The sequence below is a fragment of the Cyanobium sp. BA20m-p-22 genome (genome assembly GCF_024346275.1).
Classification (GTDB): domain Bacteria; phylum Cyanobacteriota; class Cyanobacteriia; order PCC-6307; family Cyanobiaceae; genus Cyanobium_A.
Genome location: NZ_JAGQCQ010000038.1, coordinates 1 through 16,763, shown reverse-complemented (window position 1 = coordinate 16,763; position 16,763 = coordinate 1). Strand labels below are relative to the sequence as shown.

The 16,763-nt window shown below is 61.7% G+C and carries 21 protein-coding genes and 1 pseudogene; 12 read left to right on the top strand and 10 right to left on the bottom strand.

Annotated features, from left to right (window positions below):
• The 3 genes from KBZ15_RS05200 to KBZ15_RS05190 all read right to left on the bottom strand — a co-directional run.
• Positions 1 to 1,352, bottom strand: a 1,352-nt coding sequence (locus KBZ15_RS05200; RefSeq protein ID WP_255013927.1) for a DUF4011 domain-containing protein, incomplete at its 3' end; no start/stop codon positions are given.
• A 4-nt stretch (positions 1,353 to 1,356) separates the two neighbouring features.
• Positions 1,357 to 1,626 (bottom strand): hypothetical protein, encoded by a 270-nt coding sequence (locus KBZ15_RS05195; RefSeq protein ID WP_255013925.1) that lies wholly within the window; start codon positions 1,624 to 1,626, stop codon positions 1,357 to 1,359.
• Between the two features lie 231 nt (positions 1,627 to 1,857).
• A complete protein-coding gene (locus KBZ15_RS05190; protein ID WP_255013924.1) occupies positions 1,858 to 2,259 on the bottom strand; it encodes a hypothetical protein in 402 nt (133 codons plus the stop codon).
• Positions 2,260 to 2,292: 33 nt separating this feature from the next.
• On the opposite strand from KBZ15_RS05190, the gene KBZ15_RS05185 reads away from it, so the two are divergent.
• Together KBZ15_RS05185 and KBZ15_RS05180 are read left to right on the top strand one after the other, a co-directional pair.
• The gene (locus KBZ15_RS05185; protein ID WP_255013923.1) at positions 2,293 to 2,547 is read left to right on the top strand and encodes a hypothetical protein; all 255 of its coding nucleotides are present in this window, start codon (positions 2,293 to 2,295) and stop codon (positions 2,545 to 2,547) included.
• Complete coding sequence (locus KBZ15_RS05180) at positions 2,547 to 3,485, top strand: hypothetical protein (protein WP_255013922.1); 939 nt, start codon at positions 2,547 to 2,549, stop codon at positions 3,483 to 3,485. Before KBZ15_RS05185 ends, KBZ15_RS05180 begins: the two co-directional genes overlap by 1 nt.
• Before the next feature lie 71 nt (positions 3,486 to 3,556).
• On the opposite strand, the gene KBZ15_RS05175 is transcribed toward KBZ15_RS05180, so the two are convergent.
• Positions 3,557 to 3,802 (bottom strand): hypothetical protein, encoded by a 246-nt coding sequence (locus KBZ15_RS05175; protein WP_255013920.1) that lies wholly within the window; start codon positions 3,800 to 3,802, stop codon positions 3,557 to 3,559.
• Between the two features lie 275 nt (positions 3,803 to 4,077).
• Here KBZ15_RS05175 and KBZ15_RS05170 point away from each other — a divergent pair, with 275 nt between their 5' ends.
• The gene (locus KBZ15_RS05170; protein ID WP_255013919.1) at positions 4,078 to 4,353 is read left to right on the top strand and encodes a hypothetical protein; all 276 of its coding nucleotides are present in this window, start codon (positions 4,078 to 4,080) and stop codon (positions 4,351 to 4,353) included.
• A 388-nt stretch (positions 4,354 to 4,741) separates the two neighbouring features.
• Here KBZ15_RS05170 and KBZ15_RS05160 read toward each other — a convergent pair whose 3' ends face one another.
• A complete protein-coding gene (locus KBZ15_RS05160; protein WP_255013918.1) occupies positions 4,742 to 5,572 on the bottom strand; it encodes a M20/M25/M40 family metallo-hydrolase in 831 nt (276 codons plus the stop codon).
• Positions 5,565 to 6,839, bottom strand: a complete 1,275-nt coding sequence (locus KBZ15_RS05155) for a VWA domain-containing protein (protein ID WP_255013916.1) — start codon at positions 6,837 to 6,839, stop codon at positions 5,565 to 5,567. The genes KBZ15_RS05160 and KBZ15_RS05155 overlap by 8 nt, the downstream gene beginning before the upstream one ends.
• Positions 6,840 to 6,942: 103 nt before the next feature.
• Here KBZ15_RS05155 and KBZ15_RS05150 point away from each other — a divergent pair, with 103 nt between their 5' ends.
• Both KBZ15_RS05150 and KBZ15_RS05145 read left to right on the top strand, forming a co-directional pair.
• A complete protein-coding gene (locus KBZ15_RS05150; protein WP_255013915.1) occupies positions 6,943 to 8,028 on the top strand; it encodes a DUF4145 domain-containing protein in 1,086 nt (361 codons plus the stop codon).
• A gap of 111 nt (positions 8,029 to 8,139) precedes the next feature.
• A complete protein-coding gene (locus tag KBZ15_RS05145; RefSeq protein ID WP_255013914.1) occupies positions 8,140 to 9,729 on the top strand; it encodes an ATP-binding protein in 1,590 nt (529 codons plus the stop codon).
• A 179-nt stretch (positions 9,730 to 9,908) separates the two neighbouring features.
• On the opposite strand, the gene KBZ15_RS05140 is transcribed toward KBZ15_RS05145, so the two are convergent.
• Together KBZ15_RS05140 and KBZ15_RS05135 are read right to left on the bottom strand one after the other, a co-directional pair.
• Complete coding sequence (locus KBZ15_RS05140) at positions 9,909 to 10,460, bottom strand: LysR family transcriptional regulator (RefSeq protein WP_255013913.1); 552 nt, start codon at positions 10,458 to 10,460, stop codon at positions 9,909 to 9,911.
• An 80-nt stretch (positions 10,461 to 10,540) separates the two neighbouring features.
• The gene (locus KBZ15_RS05135) at positions 10,541 to 10,894 is read right to left on the bottom strand and encodes a hypothetical protein (protein WP_255013911.1); all 354 of its coding nucleotides are present in this window, start codon (positions 10,892 to 10,894) and stop codon (positions 10,541 to 10,543) included.
• An 86-nt stretch (positions 10,895 to 10,980) separates the two neighbouring features.
• On the opposite strand from KBZ15_RS05135, the gene KBZ15_RS05130 reads away from it, so the two are divergent.
• Positions 10,981 to 13,266 carry an AAA family ATPase gene (locus KBZ15_RS05130; protein ID WP_255013910.1) on the top strand — a complete coding sequence of 762 codons (2,286 nt, stop codon included), beginning with the start codon at positions 10,981 to 10,983 and terminating at the stop codon, positions 13,264 to 13,266.
• A 10-nt stretch (positions 13,267 to 13,276) separates the two neighbouring features.
• Here the strand turns inward: KBZ15_RS05130 and KBZ15_RS05125 are convergent, their stop codons facing one another.
• Both KBZ15_RS05125 and KBZ15_RS05120 read right to left on the bottom strand, forming a co-directional pair.
• A complete protein-coding gene (locus KBZ15_RS05125) occupies positions 13,277 to 13,702 on the bottom strand; it encodes a hypothetical protein (protein WP_255013909.1) in 426 nt (141 codons plus the stop codon).
• A gap of 4 nt (positions 13,703 to 13,706) precedes the next feature.
• A complete protein-coding gene (locus tag KBZ15_RS05120) occupies positions 13,707 to 14,030 on the bottom strand; it encodes a hypothetical protein (protein ID WP_255013907.1) in 324 nt (107 codons plus the stop codon).
• A 6-nt stretch (positions 14,031 to 14,036) separates the two neighbouring features.
• Between KBZ15_RS05120 and KBZ15_RS05115 the strand changes: the two genes are divergently transcribed.
• The 6 genes and pseudogenes from KBZ15_RS05115 to KBZ15_RS05090 form a co-directional block, all read left to right on the top strand.
• Entirely contained in the window at positions 14,037 to 14,387 is a 351-nt protein-coding gene (locus tag KBZ15_RS05115) for a hypothetical protein (protein WP_255013906.1), read from the top strand.
• 185 nt (positions 14,388 to 14,572) lie between these two features.
• Positions 14,573 to 14,830 (top strand): hypothetical protein, encoded by a 258-nt coding sequence (locus tag KBZ15_RS05110; RefSeq protein WP_255013904.1) that lies wholly within the window; start codon positions 14,573 to 14,575, stop codon positions 14,828 to 14,830.
• A gap of 392 nt (positions 14,831 to 15,222) precedes the next feature.
• A complete protein-coding gene (locus KBZ15_RS05105; protein WP_255013902.1) occupies positions 15,223 to 15,669 on the top strand; it encodes a DUF1810 domain-containing protein in 447 nt (148 codons plus the stop codon).
• 82 nt (positions 15,670 to 15,751) lie between these two features.
• Positions 15,752 to 15,913 (top strand): annotated as a pseudogene (locus KBZ15_RS05100) (nucleotidyltransferase family protein); the annotation flags it as partial.
• A 152-nt stretch (positions 15,914 to 16,065) separates the two neighbouring features.
• A complete protein-coding gene (locus tag KBZ15_RS05095; protein WP_255013900.1) occupies positions 16,066 to 16,239 on the top strand; it encodes a hypothetical protein in 174 nt (57 codons plus the stop codon).
• A 107-nt stretch (positions 16,240 to 16,346) separates the two neighbouring features.
• On the top strand, positions 16,347 to 16,763 hold a 417-nt coding region (locus KBZ15_RS05090; RefSeq protein ID WP_255013898.1), incomplete at its 3' end, for a hypothetical protein.

Sequence of the window (16,763 nt, the reverse complement as noted above, 5' to 3'; positions counted from 1 at the left end):
TCGGCAACAAACAAGACCCTCTTGCCTGAGTAGAGAGCATTCGCAATAATATTGGTAATTGTCTGGCTTTTGCCTGTTCCTGGTGGCCCCTCAATGACCAGCGACCTGCCTTCCATGACATCTGCGATCGCCGCAAACTGGCTAGCATCTGCCTGAGTAATCAGAACGGGGACTTTTCCGCTAACTTCAGGCTTGTCTACAGATTCATCGTCGGCAATACGTACAGGCGTTTTTTCTTTCTTGCTAGAGTTCAAATCAGCGGACAAGATTTGGCGCACTAACGGCGAGGCTTGTACCACTGCTGGGTCAAGATCTTTATAGAGCCCTAGACCGCTAAAGCTAAACAGAGAGAGATTTATGAAGCGTCTGACGCTCCAGGCGGGGTTGTCGGAAATCGCAGCCTCTACTGCCTCAAAATAGCTAGCCAGACCTGTCGCCTGCTCTTGAAGATCCAGCTCGGGTAGGTCTACCGAGAAATCTTTCTTAAGTCTTTCGCGAAGCGTTACATTTTCAATAGGAATATCGTCGACTGCTCTAAGTGTGTAACAGCGAGATCCGCCCCTGGCTCCGGCATTTGAAATCTCAACTGGTAGAAGAATGAGAGGTGCATAAAGCTCTCTGTCTTTTACGTTCCATGAAAGGCCGCCAAATGTTAGATAAAGGATATTGTTGCCGGTCTCCTCTATGGAGCTAACGGCCTGCTTCCGTATCGCCTCGGCGACACGCTCAAGGCGGGCACCAAGCAATAGCGTCTGAATTCCGCTGCTCTTCATAGATCGCCCAGCGCTTTTGCATGGCAACTCATATGAAGGACTGATGCCTTTCTCTTCTGCCCATCTGGCTAGGTTTGGAGACCTTATTTTCTTTTTGTTCGAAGTCTCAAGCTCCTCTCGGACTTGACTCCTGAGCCGATCTTCCGCACTGGCTAACGCAGGGCTTATTCCTTTGTCTTTTGCGCTGTCGCTCAGAATCTGCTGATAGAGAGGATCTTCTAGCCGTGCTTTCGCAAGTGCGGCCTCAAGCTCATCGTCGTTCACCTCGCGAAGCTCTTTTTCGGGAGGATCGGGCAATGCGATGAGGGGCAGGGTCGTGCCAGAACAAAGAGCATTCAGCGTTCCCTGCAGATCAGAATGGACAAACCGGATCAGGCGCCGCGTGCGTTTGTCGTTCAGTGAAAGGTTGAGAAGATTATTTCTAGTTGTCAGATCAAGTAGCTTATTTCTCAGCCCCTCAAGGGTTGGGATTAGGTGGCTTGCCTGCCCTGAGGCTCCCTTCCGCCCACCTTTTTTCACGCCTGCCGCCTGAGCGCCTGGTTCACCAGTCGGCACGGCCTTTCTGCGCTTTTCCTCCATTTTGCTACCTCCGGACTCCCTGTCTAAACCTGCTTGATATGCAGATTCCGCATCCTTTCTGCATGGCACTCCACTTGCGGTCCCCGCAGACGATTTCGAGTACGGCCAGCTTGTCCCTGTGCAGGATCAGGGAATCGATCGTGCTCTGCCTGACCCGATACACCGCCCGGGCGGCCTCCCCCTTCAGCTTGAACGTGATGAACCGGAAGGGCTCGCACCCCACAAGCTCCCTGGCCTTGGCAGCGTGCTTTATGGCGTTCAGACGGGCGGTCATTACGGCCATGGGGGCGATTGTTGATCCGCCTGCAGCGGCGGGATTGGCATGGGGGTGAGGGGAAGCTGCGGTCAGTCTGCACCTAGCGGCGGCGATGCGGCAGTACACCAGGAGCAATTGAAGCTGCGAGTCTTGGATTTATGCAAAGGGCGCATACTTTTAGCCCCCAGCTGTGAAGGCTGCCCATCTGGTCCAGTACCTGGGGGTGTGTGGCATAAAAGGGGGCTCCTGCTACACCGGCATTGCGCTAGCAACACCCTGCGACAGCAGCGGGATCTCTATCTCCGCCCCCTGCTCCACCGGGTAGCCCTCCATCTCCAGATGCAGGTCACTGCACACCAGGGTCAGCGGCGGCTCCAGCCCCTGGGCCTCCATGAAAACCATCACAAGGTCTTCCCCCGGCCCGAGGCCATCGGCATGGCGCTTGACCTCCTGTCGGAAGCGCAGCGCCGTGAACTTCTTGAGGTCAGGCCGGGCCGAGAGCACGTTGGTGCGTAGGAAGCGGGCGTTGCCGTACTCGGTTTGGTTTACGAACAGCGTGTAGGGCTCATCCCCATCAGGTCCTGGTAGATCGTCCTGGGTGCTGATCCGGATGTCCTTCACGGCAGGGCTGGGTGCGGGCAGTACACCCAAGCTCAGGATGGGTCATGCCCGCCAGAAAGCAACGTGAGCGCACCCCTGCAGTTCGGCGACATTGTGCGCATTACCAAGGCGTTCCTGCAGTCGCTGGCCATGGAGAGCGGCCCTGATGCTCCCACCAGCCTTGGACCGTTTGCCCGTGGCACGGTGACCGCCATCGCACCGCTCACCCCGCGTAGCTCCCTTGTGCTGTCGACGGTGCCCTGGGCCGATGACGAGACAACCCAGGTGAATGTGGTGAGCCTGGAGCAGCAGCCCGGCAAGCCGCCACTACCTGCCTGATGAGACCGCCGATCGGCTCAGTGATCACAAAACTGCGCCGCCAGGACCCGTACATCCAGCAGGAGCAGCACCGCTACCGCTCCCCGCGGGGCTTTCAGCACTGGGCCAATCACCTGGCTTATGCCGCCCTGATCGAGGCGGGTCTGCAGGTGATGGATGCGCTGGAAGATCCGATCGGCTTTTGGGCGGCGACAACCTGCCGCTGGGCCCGGATTGTGGACGCTCCGCCCCGCTTCCTGGCTCCGGAGTTGGCTGAGGCATTTCGCCGCACCCCTTCTCCCCGCCTCGATGACGAGCTGCCGCAGGTGCTCCCCTGTTTCCGGCTGATGCTTCCCGACGGTGCCCTGTTCACAGAAGACGGGGTGCCGATCCCGGAGCTGATCGTGGCCGATCTGCGGGTGATGGCCGACTGGCTGCCGGCCGAGGCCCACCGCATCAGTGGTACCAGCTGCGTTGGTCTGGCCCTCGATGGCAGCAGCTACCTCACCCGCCACTCCTTTGCCCAGATCGGCGAGCGCCAACCCACCGAGGAAGACATGAGCCATCCGGCTTACGAGCGGGATGAGCAGGCGGTGCAGAGCACCAACCAGCGCATGGAGGGCCTGGCAATCAACGCCTTGCTCGTGCAGCTCTACCAGCCGGAACTGCTCACCACAGCCCCGGCCGCCAAGGTGCCAAGCGGTAAGGGCTTCTCGGCTGGTGGTGGTGCGGATGCCCCCGGCGCCGTGAAGCCCCAGGGCCCGGTGTGGATCGGCAAGGACTTGCGGCTTGATCGCACCACCAGGGCACCCTCACCGAGCAGCCCGAGTGGCGCCAGCAGCAGCGCCCCGCGCCGGCCCCATTGGCGCCGAGGCCACTGGCACACCGTCCTGCATGGCGAGAAGCGTCAGAGCCGGCGGATGAAGTGGTTTCAACCGGTTTATGTGGGGCTGGGCTGAACGGGGCTGACGGCTGCGGGGCTCTCCCTGTGCTGGAGAAAGCCCGGCGGGGTAGCCGCCGGGCTAGTGGCTCAGAGCACCTGCACTCGGGCCTGAGAGCCAAGCACCCGCTGCTGATTGGCAGCCAGGATCAGGGCCTCCTCGCGGGGCACGTAGTGCGGCTGGGAGCTGATGTGCCCTTCTCGATCGAGGAACAGCACCCGCAGCAGCTGGCCTGCGGCATCCAGCAGATGCACCGAGATGATGCGAATCGGGCAGTGCCGCTCAGCCGATGGGAGAACGGGCTCGAGGGAGAAGGGAAGGGCAGTTGCGGCCATGGCTGTGCTGGCGAACGACCCTGCCTTTGCGCCCCGGAGAAGCCAACCCCGCGCAAGGGTCGCGCAGCGACTTGCGTCAGCCCTTGCGCGGGGTTGGTGCCGGGCAGACCAAGGGGAGTGATCGCCAGCTCCTGGACCCGCCACCTTTCTCAGCTGCAGTAGCCCTTGCGGGCCCCAGGCCAGAGGCCACCGAGTAACGAGACATCAAAACGTTCCGCTCGATACAGCCATGTCCCCTTGCTGCTGGCCAAGGTGTTGCTTCTAGAAGAACGGATATGCAGGTAATTGGATCCTCGGTTCGATATCGCAAGGCCTCTCAGCCCATCGAGCGCAGCTACCGCTTCATCGACGGCAGCTGCGAGCCCCACTGTCAGCTCGACGGTCAGTACAACTCCGTTGATGACGCCATCGCTGATGCCATCGCCTGGATCGGCGATCACAGCGAACCCGACCATCCCGCCTGCCTGATCGGGGTGGAGGTGAGCAGCAGCAACGGCGAGTGGCGTACTTACCGCGTGCCGGCGCCGTTGCTCTGCCCACTGTCCAGCTGAAACTCCGGCCCCTAGACCCTGGCAACATTTCCCTGACGGGTGACAACAGAAAACCCCCGGGGGAGCGGGGGTTTCCCGGAGCGGCCGGGCAAGGGGGCTGGCGCTCATGCCGGCACCTGCATCAGTGGCGCATGAGTTTCACTCTGAAAGCAGCTCAGGAGCGTGGCGTGCCTGTGCAACAAACGCTTACAGGCTGCTTTTGTTGTTCGCAGTCCAGTCCTCCTCGTCGCTGCCTCCAACCGGCGTCAGTCGGATCTGCTTTTTGCCCAGCTTGATCTCAAACTCATCGCCGGGCCCATTTGCTGTGCCGATCTTTTGATGGTTTCGATGTTTTCTTTGGCTCCTTGCGATCGCAGCGATCGGACAGGCCCACCGACTGCAGTTGACCTCAGATTCTCGCCAGCCCAGCAGCCAACCCCTCTACAACACCACAGAAGAACGGCAGATCCAAAGTGTCGACCGTATCGCTCATCTGGTGGTAATGCGGATTCCGCATAAACGAGGTGTCAGTCACCATGAGCGCGTCGTATCCCGCATCCCAGAACGGGCTGTGGTCGCTGAGGCGCACATCCGGGATGGCACGGCCGCCGTTGGGCACCGGCAGCACCTTGGTGGGCACGTGCCGTCCCATCGCTCGAGCCAGCCCCGGCAGCAGCAGGCCGGCGCCGGCGTTCGCCACCAGGGCGATGAAGTCACCGCGGTTGCCGTACACCCTCTCCATCCCCGGAACCGGGTAGTTCTGCTCCTTACTGCTGAAGGCCAGCATTTCCAGGCTCACCATCAGCTTCAGGGGTTGGGCTGCCGCCCGCAGCTCCTGTGCCAGGGCGCTGCTGCCCACCATGCCCCATTCCTCCTGGTCGAAGGCCACGATCCACACCGGCCGCCGCGGTGGTTCGGCCGCCCAGCGGCGGGCCAGCTCCAGAAGGGCCGCCAAGCCGCTGGCATTGTCGTCGGCACCCGGTGATTGCAGCGGCCCGTCGTAATGGGCGCCCACCAGCACGGGCCGGCGCCTGGGTTCGCGGCCCGGCAGCTTCAGGATCAGGTTTGTGCCCGCCTCGCTGCCGCCACCAAAGCGGTGTTCCTCCAGCGGCCCGAGCTCCTCCATGCGCTCCCGCAGCGCCTGGCGCACCGCCATCAACCCAAGTGGATCCCAGCGGGCATGGCGGGGCACAGCGAACTGATGCAGATCGGCGAGCAGGCGTTGCTGCAGTTCAGTCATCGTCGCGGCCCTCGCTGTCGCGCAGCTTGCGGCCGCGGGCTCGCATGAATGCCTGGGTGCCCATCACCTTGCGCGCCAGGTTCAGCTGATCCGTGGAGAGCAGCTCCAGCAGTTCGCTCAGAAGCTGTTTTTCGCGCTCCACGTCAGCACTGCCCTTGAGCTGCTGGAGGCTCTCGAGGGCCGCCCGGATTGGCGCCTGGCCCATGGCGGCATCGCCTCGATCGATTCCCTGCATGGCCTGCCGCCGTTGCCGTGCCGCCTGTTGCAGGGCCACCTCACGCTCCACCTCGGGGGCGTTTGGGAGCTGTTGCCAGGCGCTGGCTTCCACCTGAGGCAGCCGTAGCAATCCGCCCACCGCCTGCGGTTGGCCATCCTGATCCCACCAGCGAGCTTGAACCCGCAGCAGCACGACGCATTCCGGATCTTTGCAATCCAACGCCGGTATCTGCAATTCAAGAGCCAGTGACGCCGTCGATCCCGCCTGCAGAGCACCCATGGCGATCCAGCCTTCGTGATCCGGCGTCATCGGGTTGTGTATCCGGCGCAGCTCCACTCCGGCCGCAGCATGCAGCCGCAGCTGCAACCCTCGGCCGATCGTCAGCTGCAGGCCCTCCAGCTCTGCGGAGAACACCGTTTCCAACTGCTCCGGTGTGGTGAGGTGCACCAGGTTGCCGTTGCCCGCTTCCGCCATGGCGGTGAGCAGGCGTTCGTCGTAGTCGTCTCCCAGGCCGATGCAGCTGGTGCTGATGCCGTACTCGAATGCTTCCCCCAACAAGGGGGCCACCTCGGAGCTTCGCCGGGGTCCCATGTTGGCCTGGCCGTCGGTGAGCAGCAGCACCCGGCGCTGATGAACCTCCAGCCCAGGGGCCTGCCGCAGGGCCTCCATCCCCTGCCGCCAGCCCTCGAACAGCGCCGTGGAACCACCCGATCGGATCGCAGCGATGCGTCGAACCGCCTCCTCCCCTGGCGGCCCCAGGGGCACCACCGTGGCCACCGTCTGATCGAAGCTGATTACCGCGACCCGATCCTCGGGCGTAAGCCGGCGCACCAGTTGCTGTGCTGCCATGCAGGCCGCCTCCAGCTTGGGTCCGGCCATTGAGCCGGAGCGGTCGATCACCACGGCGATCGCCACGGGAGCACGCCGGCTGGTAACAGCCAGCGGCGGGGCTTGGAGCTGAACCACCACATCAAGGCGGCAGCCCTCACGGCTGATGGCCGGCTTCTGCGGCTGGGTGACCAGAACCGGCAACAAGGACGGGAAGGTCATGGGGAGGGATCAATAGAGCGATGAACTCAATGTTGGGCGCGTGGGCGTGGACCATTGCCCTGCTCCTGCGAAGCACCACGGCTTCACGGCCACTCGCAATGGAATGCAGACTTGGGGCCGCTGCGCAGAGACGCTGGTGCTGCTCAATTTCTTCGATGTGGATACAGCAGGCGCGCAGCGCTGCGTAGAGCTGCGGGTGGGTGATTTCCCCGCACTGGCTCTAGAGACCGACCTGCTGGTGGTTTCAGCCTTCGAGCGCTGCTATCTCCCGAGGCCCGGCACCCTGATCGCCCGGCTTCAGGAGATGTACGGGATCGAGCTTGAGCGGCTCCCCAAGGCGCTCGACTTGCGTGACAGTCCGCTGCAGTGCTGGGTGAGCATCCCACTGGAGTGGGACAACCAGCCGGCAGGTCTGAGCCGCTTTCGGCGTATCGCCGTTGTGGAGGGCGCGATCGCATGGACCGGAGAAGGCGATCTTTTGCCCTGGCCGCCGTTCAACCGCTTGTTTTCCTTGTTGGCACTTTTGCCGATGCGCCGGATTGCCTGCTCGTCGGTGGCCACGCCACTACTCGGCAGTGGCAACCAGGGCATTGAAGTGCTCACCCATGTTCCCGATCTGCTTGAGCCCTATCGACAGGCTTTTCGGCACGTGCCCGAACTGCAGCGGCTGATTCTTTTCGACAAAACAGACGTTCACCTGCAGATGCTGGGAGATGCGATCGATGCCGCACTGGAGCGGGTGGATCCCCAAGGCATGAAGGTTGCCCTGCCTCACGATGTCCCAGGACTACATCGGCTCGGCGGCCTGCTGAATGACTGGAGCATGCCCGCGAATGCTCAGACGCCAAGCCTGACCAATGACATGAGCGAATTGCTGGCCCTGCTGCGCACCGAGCAGGTTTCACCAATCAGTCTGGGCATTCTGGCGCGTCGGGTGGTTGAACAGCTCGTGATTCAGAGGGTGGCGGAGGAGGGCATGACGGAGTGCCTCAACCTGAACACCGGCATCCACGCGTTGAGAAAGCGAGGTGCAGATCCATGGTTGATCAGCTGCCTCCATCAGGTGCGCTGCTTCGGCAACTGGATGGGCCATCCGCCACGGGGTGGGCGAGGGCGATCGGTGGAGCTTCACGACCTGCTCGCCGTGCTTTCGGCCCTCCAAAGGGTGTTGCAGGACTACCCCTGGTGATCGAGGCCCTACCGATGCCCGTAGCCGTCATTCGCATGACCCGACCCCAATCAGTCCGCTGGCCGCGGAAGACTGATCCCCACAACGCGCCCAACCCGGCGGATCGGATTGATGAGCACCAATATCCAGGGCTGGCTGGCGATCAGCACCGACGGTTTTGCTGCCATGAACGCGGCACGGCCTCCGGAGCACTTGGTGAAGGAGCTGGTGCAGAACGCCCTTGATTCCTTCGCTGACGGCCAGCTCGGCCGGATTCAACTGCAGTTCCGCCATTGGGGGGACCACCTGTCGGTGGACTGCGAGGACAACGGCAGCGGAATCGATGCCCTCGCCGATCTGCGCGTGGTGTACCTGACCCACAAGACCGACAGCCATCGCAAGCGAGGGCGTTTCGGCCGAGGCTTCAAGGAGGCCCTCTGCATCGCCCAGCAGGCGCAGGTGGTGAGCGGCAGCCAACGGCTTGAGTTTCTACGCGACAACGGCGAGCGGGTTACACGCCAAAGCCAGCTGGCTACACCGCTGAGCGGAACGCGCGTAAGCATGCAGATGCCCTGGTCTGCTGAGATCTGCGAGCAGCTGCAGGGCTATTTCGCCCGGTTCCTGGTGCCAGAAGGCATTGCTCTGGAGGTCAACGACCAGCGGATTGAGCCGCGGCCGGCCCTGCACCGCATCGACACCACCCTCACCACCGAGGTGTACGACACCGGCAGCCAGAGCTGGAAGAAACCGAATCGCCGCACCACCATCCAACTGGTGCCCTGTGCTGCGAATGAATCACCCACGATCTACGAGATGGGGATCCCGGTGGCGGCCCTGGATTGGAGCGTGCCCTTCCACTGCGACATCCAGCAGAGGGTGCCGATGAACCCCAACCGCGATGCGGTGGCCTCGGGCTATCCGCTGAAACTGCATGTGGCCTGTTTGCCCACCCTGCTGGACGGCATGGGGGAGGCGACTGTCAAGGAGGACTGGGTGGGCGCTGCCGCCCGCCGTTGTGATGGGGAGGTGCAGAAGCGGATCATCGAACGGGCTTTCGGTCGCAACATCGCCCGCTCGGTACCGCGTGTGGGTGCCCGTCATTTCGATGAGGACGCCCGTGAGCTGGGCGTGCAGGTGATCAACACCGCCCAGGCCAGCGGCGGCTTCCGCGAGATTCTCAAGTTGCACGTTCCCTCCGCCCAGGAGGTGGTGCGCTGCGACGAAGCCTCAAAAGCGGAGCAGGCAGGCTCCAAGGGCTTCTCGATCGCCGAGGCGCTGCGTGCGACCGATGGGCGCGGCCGCTGGATTGAACAACAGGGCGGCGTGCAGCATGTGGCCAGCTGCCTGACGTTTGCGGTCTGGTTCTGTCAGCAGTTGGTGAACAGCTGCGATGAAACCCAGGACCCGGTGACGGGAAAGCTGACCCTCAATACCAGCCTTCCCAGGCAGCTCTATGCCCACTGGAGTTCCAGCAACGTGCTCACCCTGGCGCTCGATCAGGCGTGCTTCTGGCAGGCACCCTTTGGGGCCGAGTCATTGAAGATTCTCATCCATGAAGCGGCCCATGCCATGAACATGCACCACGGCTATGAGTTCCGCACCGAGGTGGAGCGTCTGGCCGGTGTGGCCGCCAGTTTGATGCTGCATCAAGGCCCGGAAATCCAGAGCAGGTTCCCTTCGCTGCTTCAGCTCTCGGGCCTACAGCCTGATGCAAGGGCATAAATGTCAGGGATTATTCCTTGAGTCTGTTGGCTTCAGACCACCGCCACAGCATCATTCTTAGGGATTGCTGTGGTGACCTGGATGAAACAGGCGCTCAGCCACTACGTCCATGGGTGGGCCTCCGGGATGCGCTGGCGCCTATGCCGGCCGCCAGCATCGCCGCTTCACTCTCCACTCCCCTATTGGCTTCGGCACGCCCTTCGGGCGATCTCCTCCACCAGCGGATCGTGCCGGCAACACAGCCACAGCTGTTGAGCTTCTGCCAAGGGCAGCACGTTCAGATCGCTCGTTTGCAACGCGCTGATCTGATCGCGATCCAGCACCACCCCATCCAGCAGATCGAGCTCCAGGAGAGCGCTGCTTTGGCTCAGGCTCGCGGCCGGCAACGGCACCCACTCGGCCCAGATCCAACCACGAACCAGCGGTTCTGCCGCCGCAGGCCCACCCACTCTCAACACCCCGCAAGCCAGCCGGTGACGGTTCACGCCCTGCCGCAGCATGCGCATCCAAACCGTGTCGCAGAAACGCCGCCCTGGGGGGCTGCTGCGCTGTTGCTGCAGACCCATCTCCGCAGCCAGGCGCCTGTAGCGCCGGCTCACACTGGGCTGGGACACATTGAGGAGCTGGGCAGCAGCCACGGTGCTGCCGGTGAGTTCCAGCATGTCCACCAACACCAGATCCCTCAGCACCGATGGGATCCGATAAGGGCTTCGGGGGAGATCGCCGGACATCCATCAACTACGACAGCTATACCAGTGTTCGCAGCAGGGCCGTGGATTGCGACCAGCTCCTGCGAACGACAGCCGCTGCTTCAACCGATAATCCCCAGGCTGGTTGTCGTCCGGCCTCCGCGCGGAGCACCGGGTAGATCGGGTTTGCTGAGACGGCCAGTGTTGGGTTTGGCGGTCTTGCGTGGATCCTTCATCGCTGGGTCACGCACAGCCTCTGCATCGACAACGAGCTTGATCCGCTGTGCCTGAACCAGCAGTCGACTCAATTGGTTCGGGTCAGCCCCAGCACGTTGGGTCAGTTGACTCACCTTGCGTTTGAGGCTCACCTGCCGGGCCGTTGCGCGGTCAAAGGGGGAAAGTGTTCCTCCCGCTAATAACTTGCTCCGCCAGGAGATGTAAGCCAATGGCCCCACCATCGCCACGGCATCCACCATCGCAGATCAAGAGGGGATCGCTGCCCATGGCCCGTGATTCGCAGTAGGGAATGGCAATAGCCCCAGTCCCACTGCAGGATGGATCCATGACCGGCACTCCCTTGCGCTGCCACCTGCTGATTGGCCCGCCCGGCAGTGGCAAAACCACCCTGGCGCACCAGCTGGCGCCCCTGCTCCAGGGGGCCGATGGCGGCCCTGGCCTGGTGCTCTCCACCGATGTGATCCGAGCGGAGCTGTTTGGCGATGCTGGCGTCCAGGGCCCCTGGGATGAAGTCCGCACCGTGTTGCTGCAGCGCCTGCAGACCGCGGTGACGGCCGGTCGGCCAGTGATCATCGATGCCACCAACGCCCGCCGGCCGTGGCGGCTCCTTTACACCCAGCAACTGCAGCTGCCCCAGCCGGTCGAGTGGATTGGCTGGTGGCTCACCACACCCCTTGAGCAATGCAAGGCCTGGGCGCTGCGGCGTGATCGACCTGTGCCTGAGGCGGTGATCGAGGAGTTCCACGCCAGCCTCGACAACCGCTTCTTTCGGCCAGATCGGGCCGAGGGCTTTGCGGTGATCGTGGCCCTCAACCCCGGTGCCGGAGAAGGCAGCGATGACGATCTGCGCGGCCGCCTAGCAGCCCTGGATGGGCGCATCCGCAATGCCCTCAACCGCCAGCGCGCCGTTACCCCCCAGCTGCACCGCTATTCACGTCTGCTGGATCTGGAGCGGCTGCTGTTTCTGCTCCGCCTGCTCACAAGCTTCAACGGCCTTGACGACAGCGATCCCGGCACGGCGCCCGAACTGCTCAAGATCTGCAATCCACCCCCCCAGGGCGATGTGGCCGAGCGGGCAGCCGCCTATCTCGTCAGTTGGAAAGATGTCCACGGCGGTAACAGCGACGGCTACGGCGATGTGGCGGCGATTCGCGCCGACCTTGCCTGGCTGGAGGCCAACGGATATACCCGCCTCGACTGGCAGAGCGACCAGCCGATCGATCTCGGCAGCGCCGGCCCCCCAGAGGGCAGCACTGTTAACGGCGGCCACCCCGCCCTGGCGAGTACGGAGGTGTTCCGGCGGGTGTTCACCCTGCTACGCCACGTGCTCAAGTATCCCTTTGATGCCCCAGAAGCCGCATCAGATCGGGAGGCATCGGAGCCGGAGCCATCCGCCCCTGCCCCCCCCAGGGCTAACCGGGCCAGACGGGCCAACACGGAATTCGGACCCTTCTACCGCCATCTGATCGACAACCTCCAAGAGATCGAGGGGAGCTACCGCCCCGACCAGGAAGCGGCGCTCCGCTACGACATCGAACACGTCCTCACCCCCTACGGCTTTCTGCCAACCGTGAAGGGCAAGGGTCGCCCCCACAGTCGCCGCCAGGGTTACGCGATTGGCACGGCGCTGCTGTCGGCCGACCAACTGCTGCAGGTGCACGCCCAGCTCAAGGCTTCTCAGGATCGCCTCAGTGATCAATCGCAGAAGCCCCTGCTGCTCATCCTTGAGGAGCGGCTCCAACGCGCTGGCATCCTCAGCGCTGATGGCAACCCCGACCGGCTACGCCAGCCCAGGCGAGCCCTGGCGCACCGTTCATACACGGAAGAAAAGCCTGGCACCCTCTCCAGCCTGGAGCTGTCTCCCCGGGTGGAGCGGGCGATCCGCGACCGCCGCCGTGTGTGGTTGCGCCATACCCCTGACGTGGTGGATGAACAGCGGCGGAAACGAGGCGATGACGGCAGCTTTCGTGCCTGGCCCCTGCAGCTGATTTTCCACAACATCAGCTGGTATCTGGCCTTTGAGACCGTCGCGATCGGCCGCAACGACGGCCTCGGCCTGATCCGCGTGCTGCGCCTGGATCGGCTGGTGCTGACGAAAGAGGATGGCAACGTTCGCCGCAGCAGCGAGCAGGAACACGCCTGGGCTCTGGAGCGACTGGAGCGGCTGATGGACGTCTGCGGTGGGGTCTATTTCGGCGAGACCATCGAGGATCAACTGGCGGTGATGGGGCCGTTGCTGGGCCGCACTGTCAAGCCGCCCTACCAGGTGTTGCGCTTTTCCTGTACCCCGGGAGTGTTCAATCTGATCCGTGAGACACCGCGGCGTTTACCGCTTGAGCACATTGCCTTCTCTAGCGCGATCCCTGGCGATGGCATCAAGGACCCAGGAACGCGCTGCATCCTCCCACCCAATCCCGCTGGGGACAGCCATCCCTACCCGGTGGAATATCGCCTGCCCAGTTGGACTCTCGAACGAGACTGGGATCTCCGCAACTGGCTCTTCCGCTGGGGTGCAGGGATCCGGATCGAACAGCCCACCGAACTGCGTGAGAAGCAAGTACAGGAGGCGCGCGCGGTGATGGAGCTCTACCAACCTCGGCAAGGCAACTGAATCAGGCCACTTAAAGACAATACTTTTTCAAGACATACTTGACCTCATTGGGCTTGTCTTCCAGCCAGAATGCTTCATTCTCAACCTGCCGGATTGAGGGGCCAATGATTTTTACAGCCTTCTCAACATCCAGCTTTCTCCTGGCCGAAAGCTGGATTTGAGAAGGGGCAATACCCAAAGGAAGCAGTGCCTTATTCTTGCAGAATTGGGCCAGATGCACCGACTCGTGCAGCAGGGTTTCGTTGATATAATGCACTGTGTTTTCTCTTGACGCAATTCGGCTCGTACAAATCGCCAAAGTACGATCGGAGTGACTGAACCAGCCATAGATATCGTGCTTCCTGCACACCGGTGCATTTTCGACGACGCGAATTGCCCTGGCAACCATCTGATAGATCTCTTGAGACTGCGGATAGAGATAAAGCAAGAATTCCATGTTTTCACTGTAAAATAATAAATAAACTTGAGCTTGAAATGCCCAGACCCTGTGTGGATTGATTCAGGAAGTTGTCCTGAAAGCTTTTGTGTCTGATCAGCCAATCCAAATGGATCTTGTCTGCTGATGAGGATGCAACGTGCGAATGACGAGCACTTTCAGCCCGTGGCCCGTCATTCGCACAAGTAAGCGCCACCAGATCTTTCGGGCTGGCGATACTTCTGTCATCGAAATTGGAGGTGACATGAGCAAGCCCAGTGATTCCGCCGGCCGGGGCCGTTACCGCTTCCAAGGTGGCAAGCCCGTGGATCCCGCTGCTGGCGTCCATCCGGAGATGGCGGCTGATCAGGCCGATGCGCCGCAGGGCGCTGGCATCCCCAATACGCCGGAGGAATTGATCGCCATGCAGGAGAACAAGCCCGAGCGCCCGGAGAAGTCGGAGCGGCAGCCGAGTGCCAAGGCCAAGCAAGTGTTGGATCTGATCAAGACGCTGGCCACCAGTGCAGCCGAGGATCAGGAAATTGCCCTAACTCTGATGCGGCGGCTGGAGAGCTTCCACGACGAAGTGGTGGCGGAGATGAAGGATGACGCCGAGGCCAAACACAGTCTCATTGCCGCCTGGGCTATTGATGCGGATCGTCTCATGCACTGTCGAATTTTTCTTGAAAACGTCGATCTGGAGTGATCGCATCATGCGCCTCCAGGGGCAAGGAACTGCCTCTGGAGGCGTTAGCGGTGGCTAACGCGTAGGCACTGCCACTGCTGCAGCAGTGCGATCACTGCTTGGCCGATAGCGTTAGAGAGGCGAACTGAAGACTGCTGTGGCTGTCCAGCTGACTTCTTGGCGCCATAGCTGCGGTGGTCTTGATCATGGCTGTTCTTCTGGCAGTGGTGCTCTGGACCAGTGCTCTGGAGGGGGGTGTTGATCTATCCACCTTCTATGCGGTCGGCGCTTTCGTGGCTTCCACGATACGACCGCCGATTGATGAATCAGTTGCTAATTATGGCACAACGATCACGAAATTGGCGGGAAGCTCCCCCATTCAAACCAGATCTATGCATCTGGTGAATAGAATCGGCACCTTTGACCTGGTTGCGCATGAAGGTCATTTGGCAAATATGTGCTGATGGAGTTTCTTGCATGAGGTCATCTGAGTAATCCTCACGCCTGCCCCTTCGCCGATTAGCCCAAACATGCTTTAGGGTTGTCATTCGGAGGGTTTGGATGATCGCAGTTGGACACCTTTGGAGATCAATTGGTATGCCAAGTAGAGCCTCGCCGGTATTGCGACAACGGCCTCCGGTGAAACCACGCGTGCCGATCAGATCAAAGAAGTTTATGCAATAGAGAACGACTTCATTCATCTCGTCGTTTTCACTAGCGATGGGCGCGCTCTCAATCTTGACTTCGCGCAAGCTGCCGGCAGTACAAATAGCGTTGGGGTTCAATGCAACTCGATTCTTATGTGATATGCGTGCTTCGAAATCACCTGGTCACCACTTGGCAAAGCATTTAGGTAATGTCGCGTAACGATCTTCATCGCTTTCAGCAAGCTCAGAACGATGGGGCGCCAAGCTTCTACGACAGTGCTCTAGCCGAGCTGGCAATAGGTAGAAAGACTGGCCACTGGGTCTGGTTCGTTCTGCCGCAGCTGGCGGGTCTTGGGCACTCAGAAATGGCCCAGTGCTACGGCATTGCAGGCCTAGATGAGGCCCGCGCCTACCTGGCGGCCCCGTTGCTAAGGCAGCGGCTCGAGGCGGTGATCAGCGTGATCGACGAGCAGCTCAACCAGCCCGGCCAGGATTTGGAGCACTTGATGGGCAGCGAGCTGGATGCCGCCAAGACGGTGAGCAGCCTCACCCTCTTTGAAGCAGCCGGACTGGAGAGCGCAGCTGCACTGCTTGATCGGATCGGGCGGCGTTGCGCGCGCACGCTGGAGATGCTGGAGCTGGCTGCGTCCTGTTGAAAACACAGCGATGGTGGTGGGCTTGAGTCAGCAGCTTCCCTCAAACCTCGCTGAACTGCGCGTCTTCTGATCTGTAGCTCGCGGTGGCGCACAGCCGGCCAGTGATCTCGGCCTGCTGGTTGATTTCCCGGCAAGTCCCAGCCTCGAGCAATTCATGGATTTTAAGTTGGCCCTGGAAGAGCTCCTCAGCGTCCGCGTCGACCTAGTGACCCGCAACGGCCTGCGCGCTGAGCTGAGTTGCTGAATGTGATTGTCGCTATTCCAGGTGAAGCAGAAGGCCTTCAGGCTGCTGTTGGGCTCGCTGAGCTTCGCTTCCGCGTTCGTGGTTCGCAGGAGGGCCTGCGCGGCCTGGCTGCGCTGAGCTGATGCTGGCTGCAGTTACCCAGCGACCTAACCATGACCCGCATCGTGATCCAGTGGCAAGACCAGTTCGGCCGCTGGCAGCGCTTCCAGGAGAAGCACAACCAGGCCGATGCCTTTCGCACCGCCCAAGCGCGAGCTCGCAGTACTGGCAAGCGCCACCGCCTCGTCGATGAAGCCGGGCAACTGCTCGATCTGGTGGAGCCTTGAGTTATGGCGATACCAGGCAAAAAGGGGTTGCGGTCGCCTTGGCGGCCGCGGGGCTTGTCGCTTGCGGTGTTGGTGCCTGGTCTTGGACCCAGAAAGCGCCAGCGGAGGTGCGCACCCTTGATACCGTGTTGCGGCGCCTAAGCCGCGGCAATGATCTAGGCAGCCAGCCGCTCGCGTTCATGGTGGCTAGCGGCAGCTACACCGCCCAACTCGCTCGGGAACGGGGTCTCTGCAAGCCTAATCAGTGTCAGATGTTTGTCCAACTCAACCCCTACCAGCGCTATGGCAATGGATGGGACGAACTGATGCGCCAGGGTTACACCCTTGGCGATATTCAGGGTTGGGCGGCGTCCAGCGGCACCGTAGTAATACCCCGTGCCACCTTCCGCGCCTATGGGCCGCGCACCGGTTACCTGGCTTGCACGGTGGCTCACGAGATCGCGCACATCAGGCGCCATCACATCTTTAAGCAGAACTATCACGTCAATCACAACCTTAAAGGGCAGGCAGAGAAGCAAAAAAAG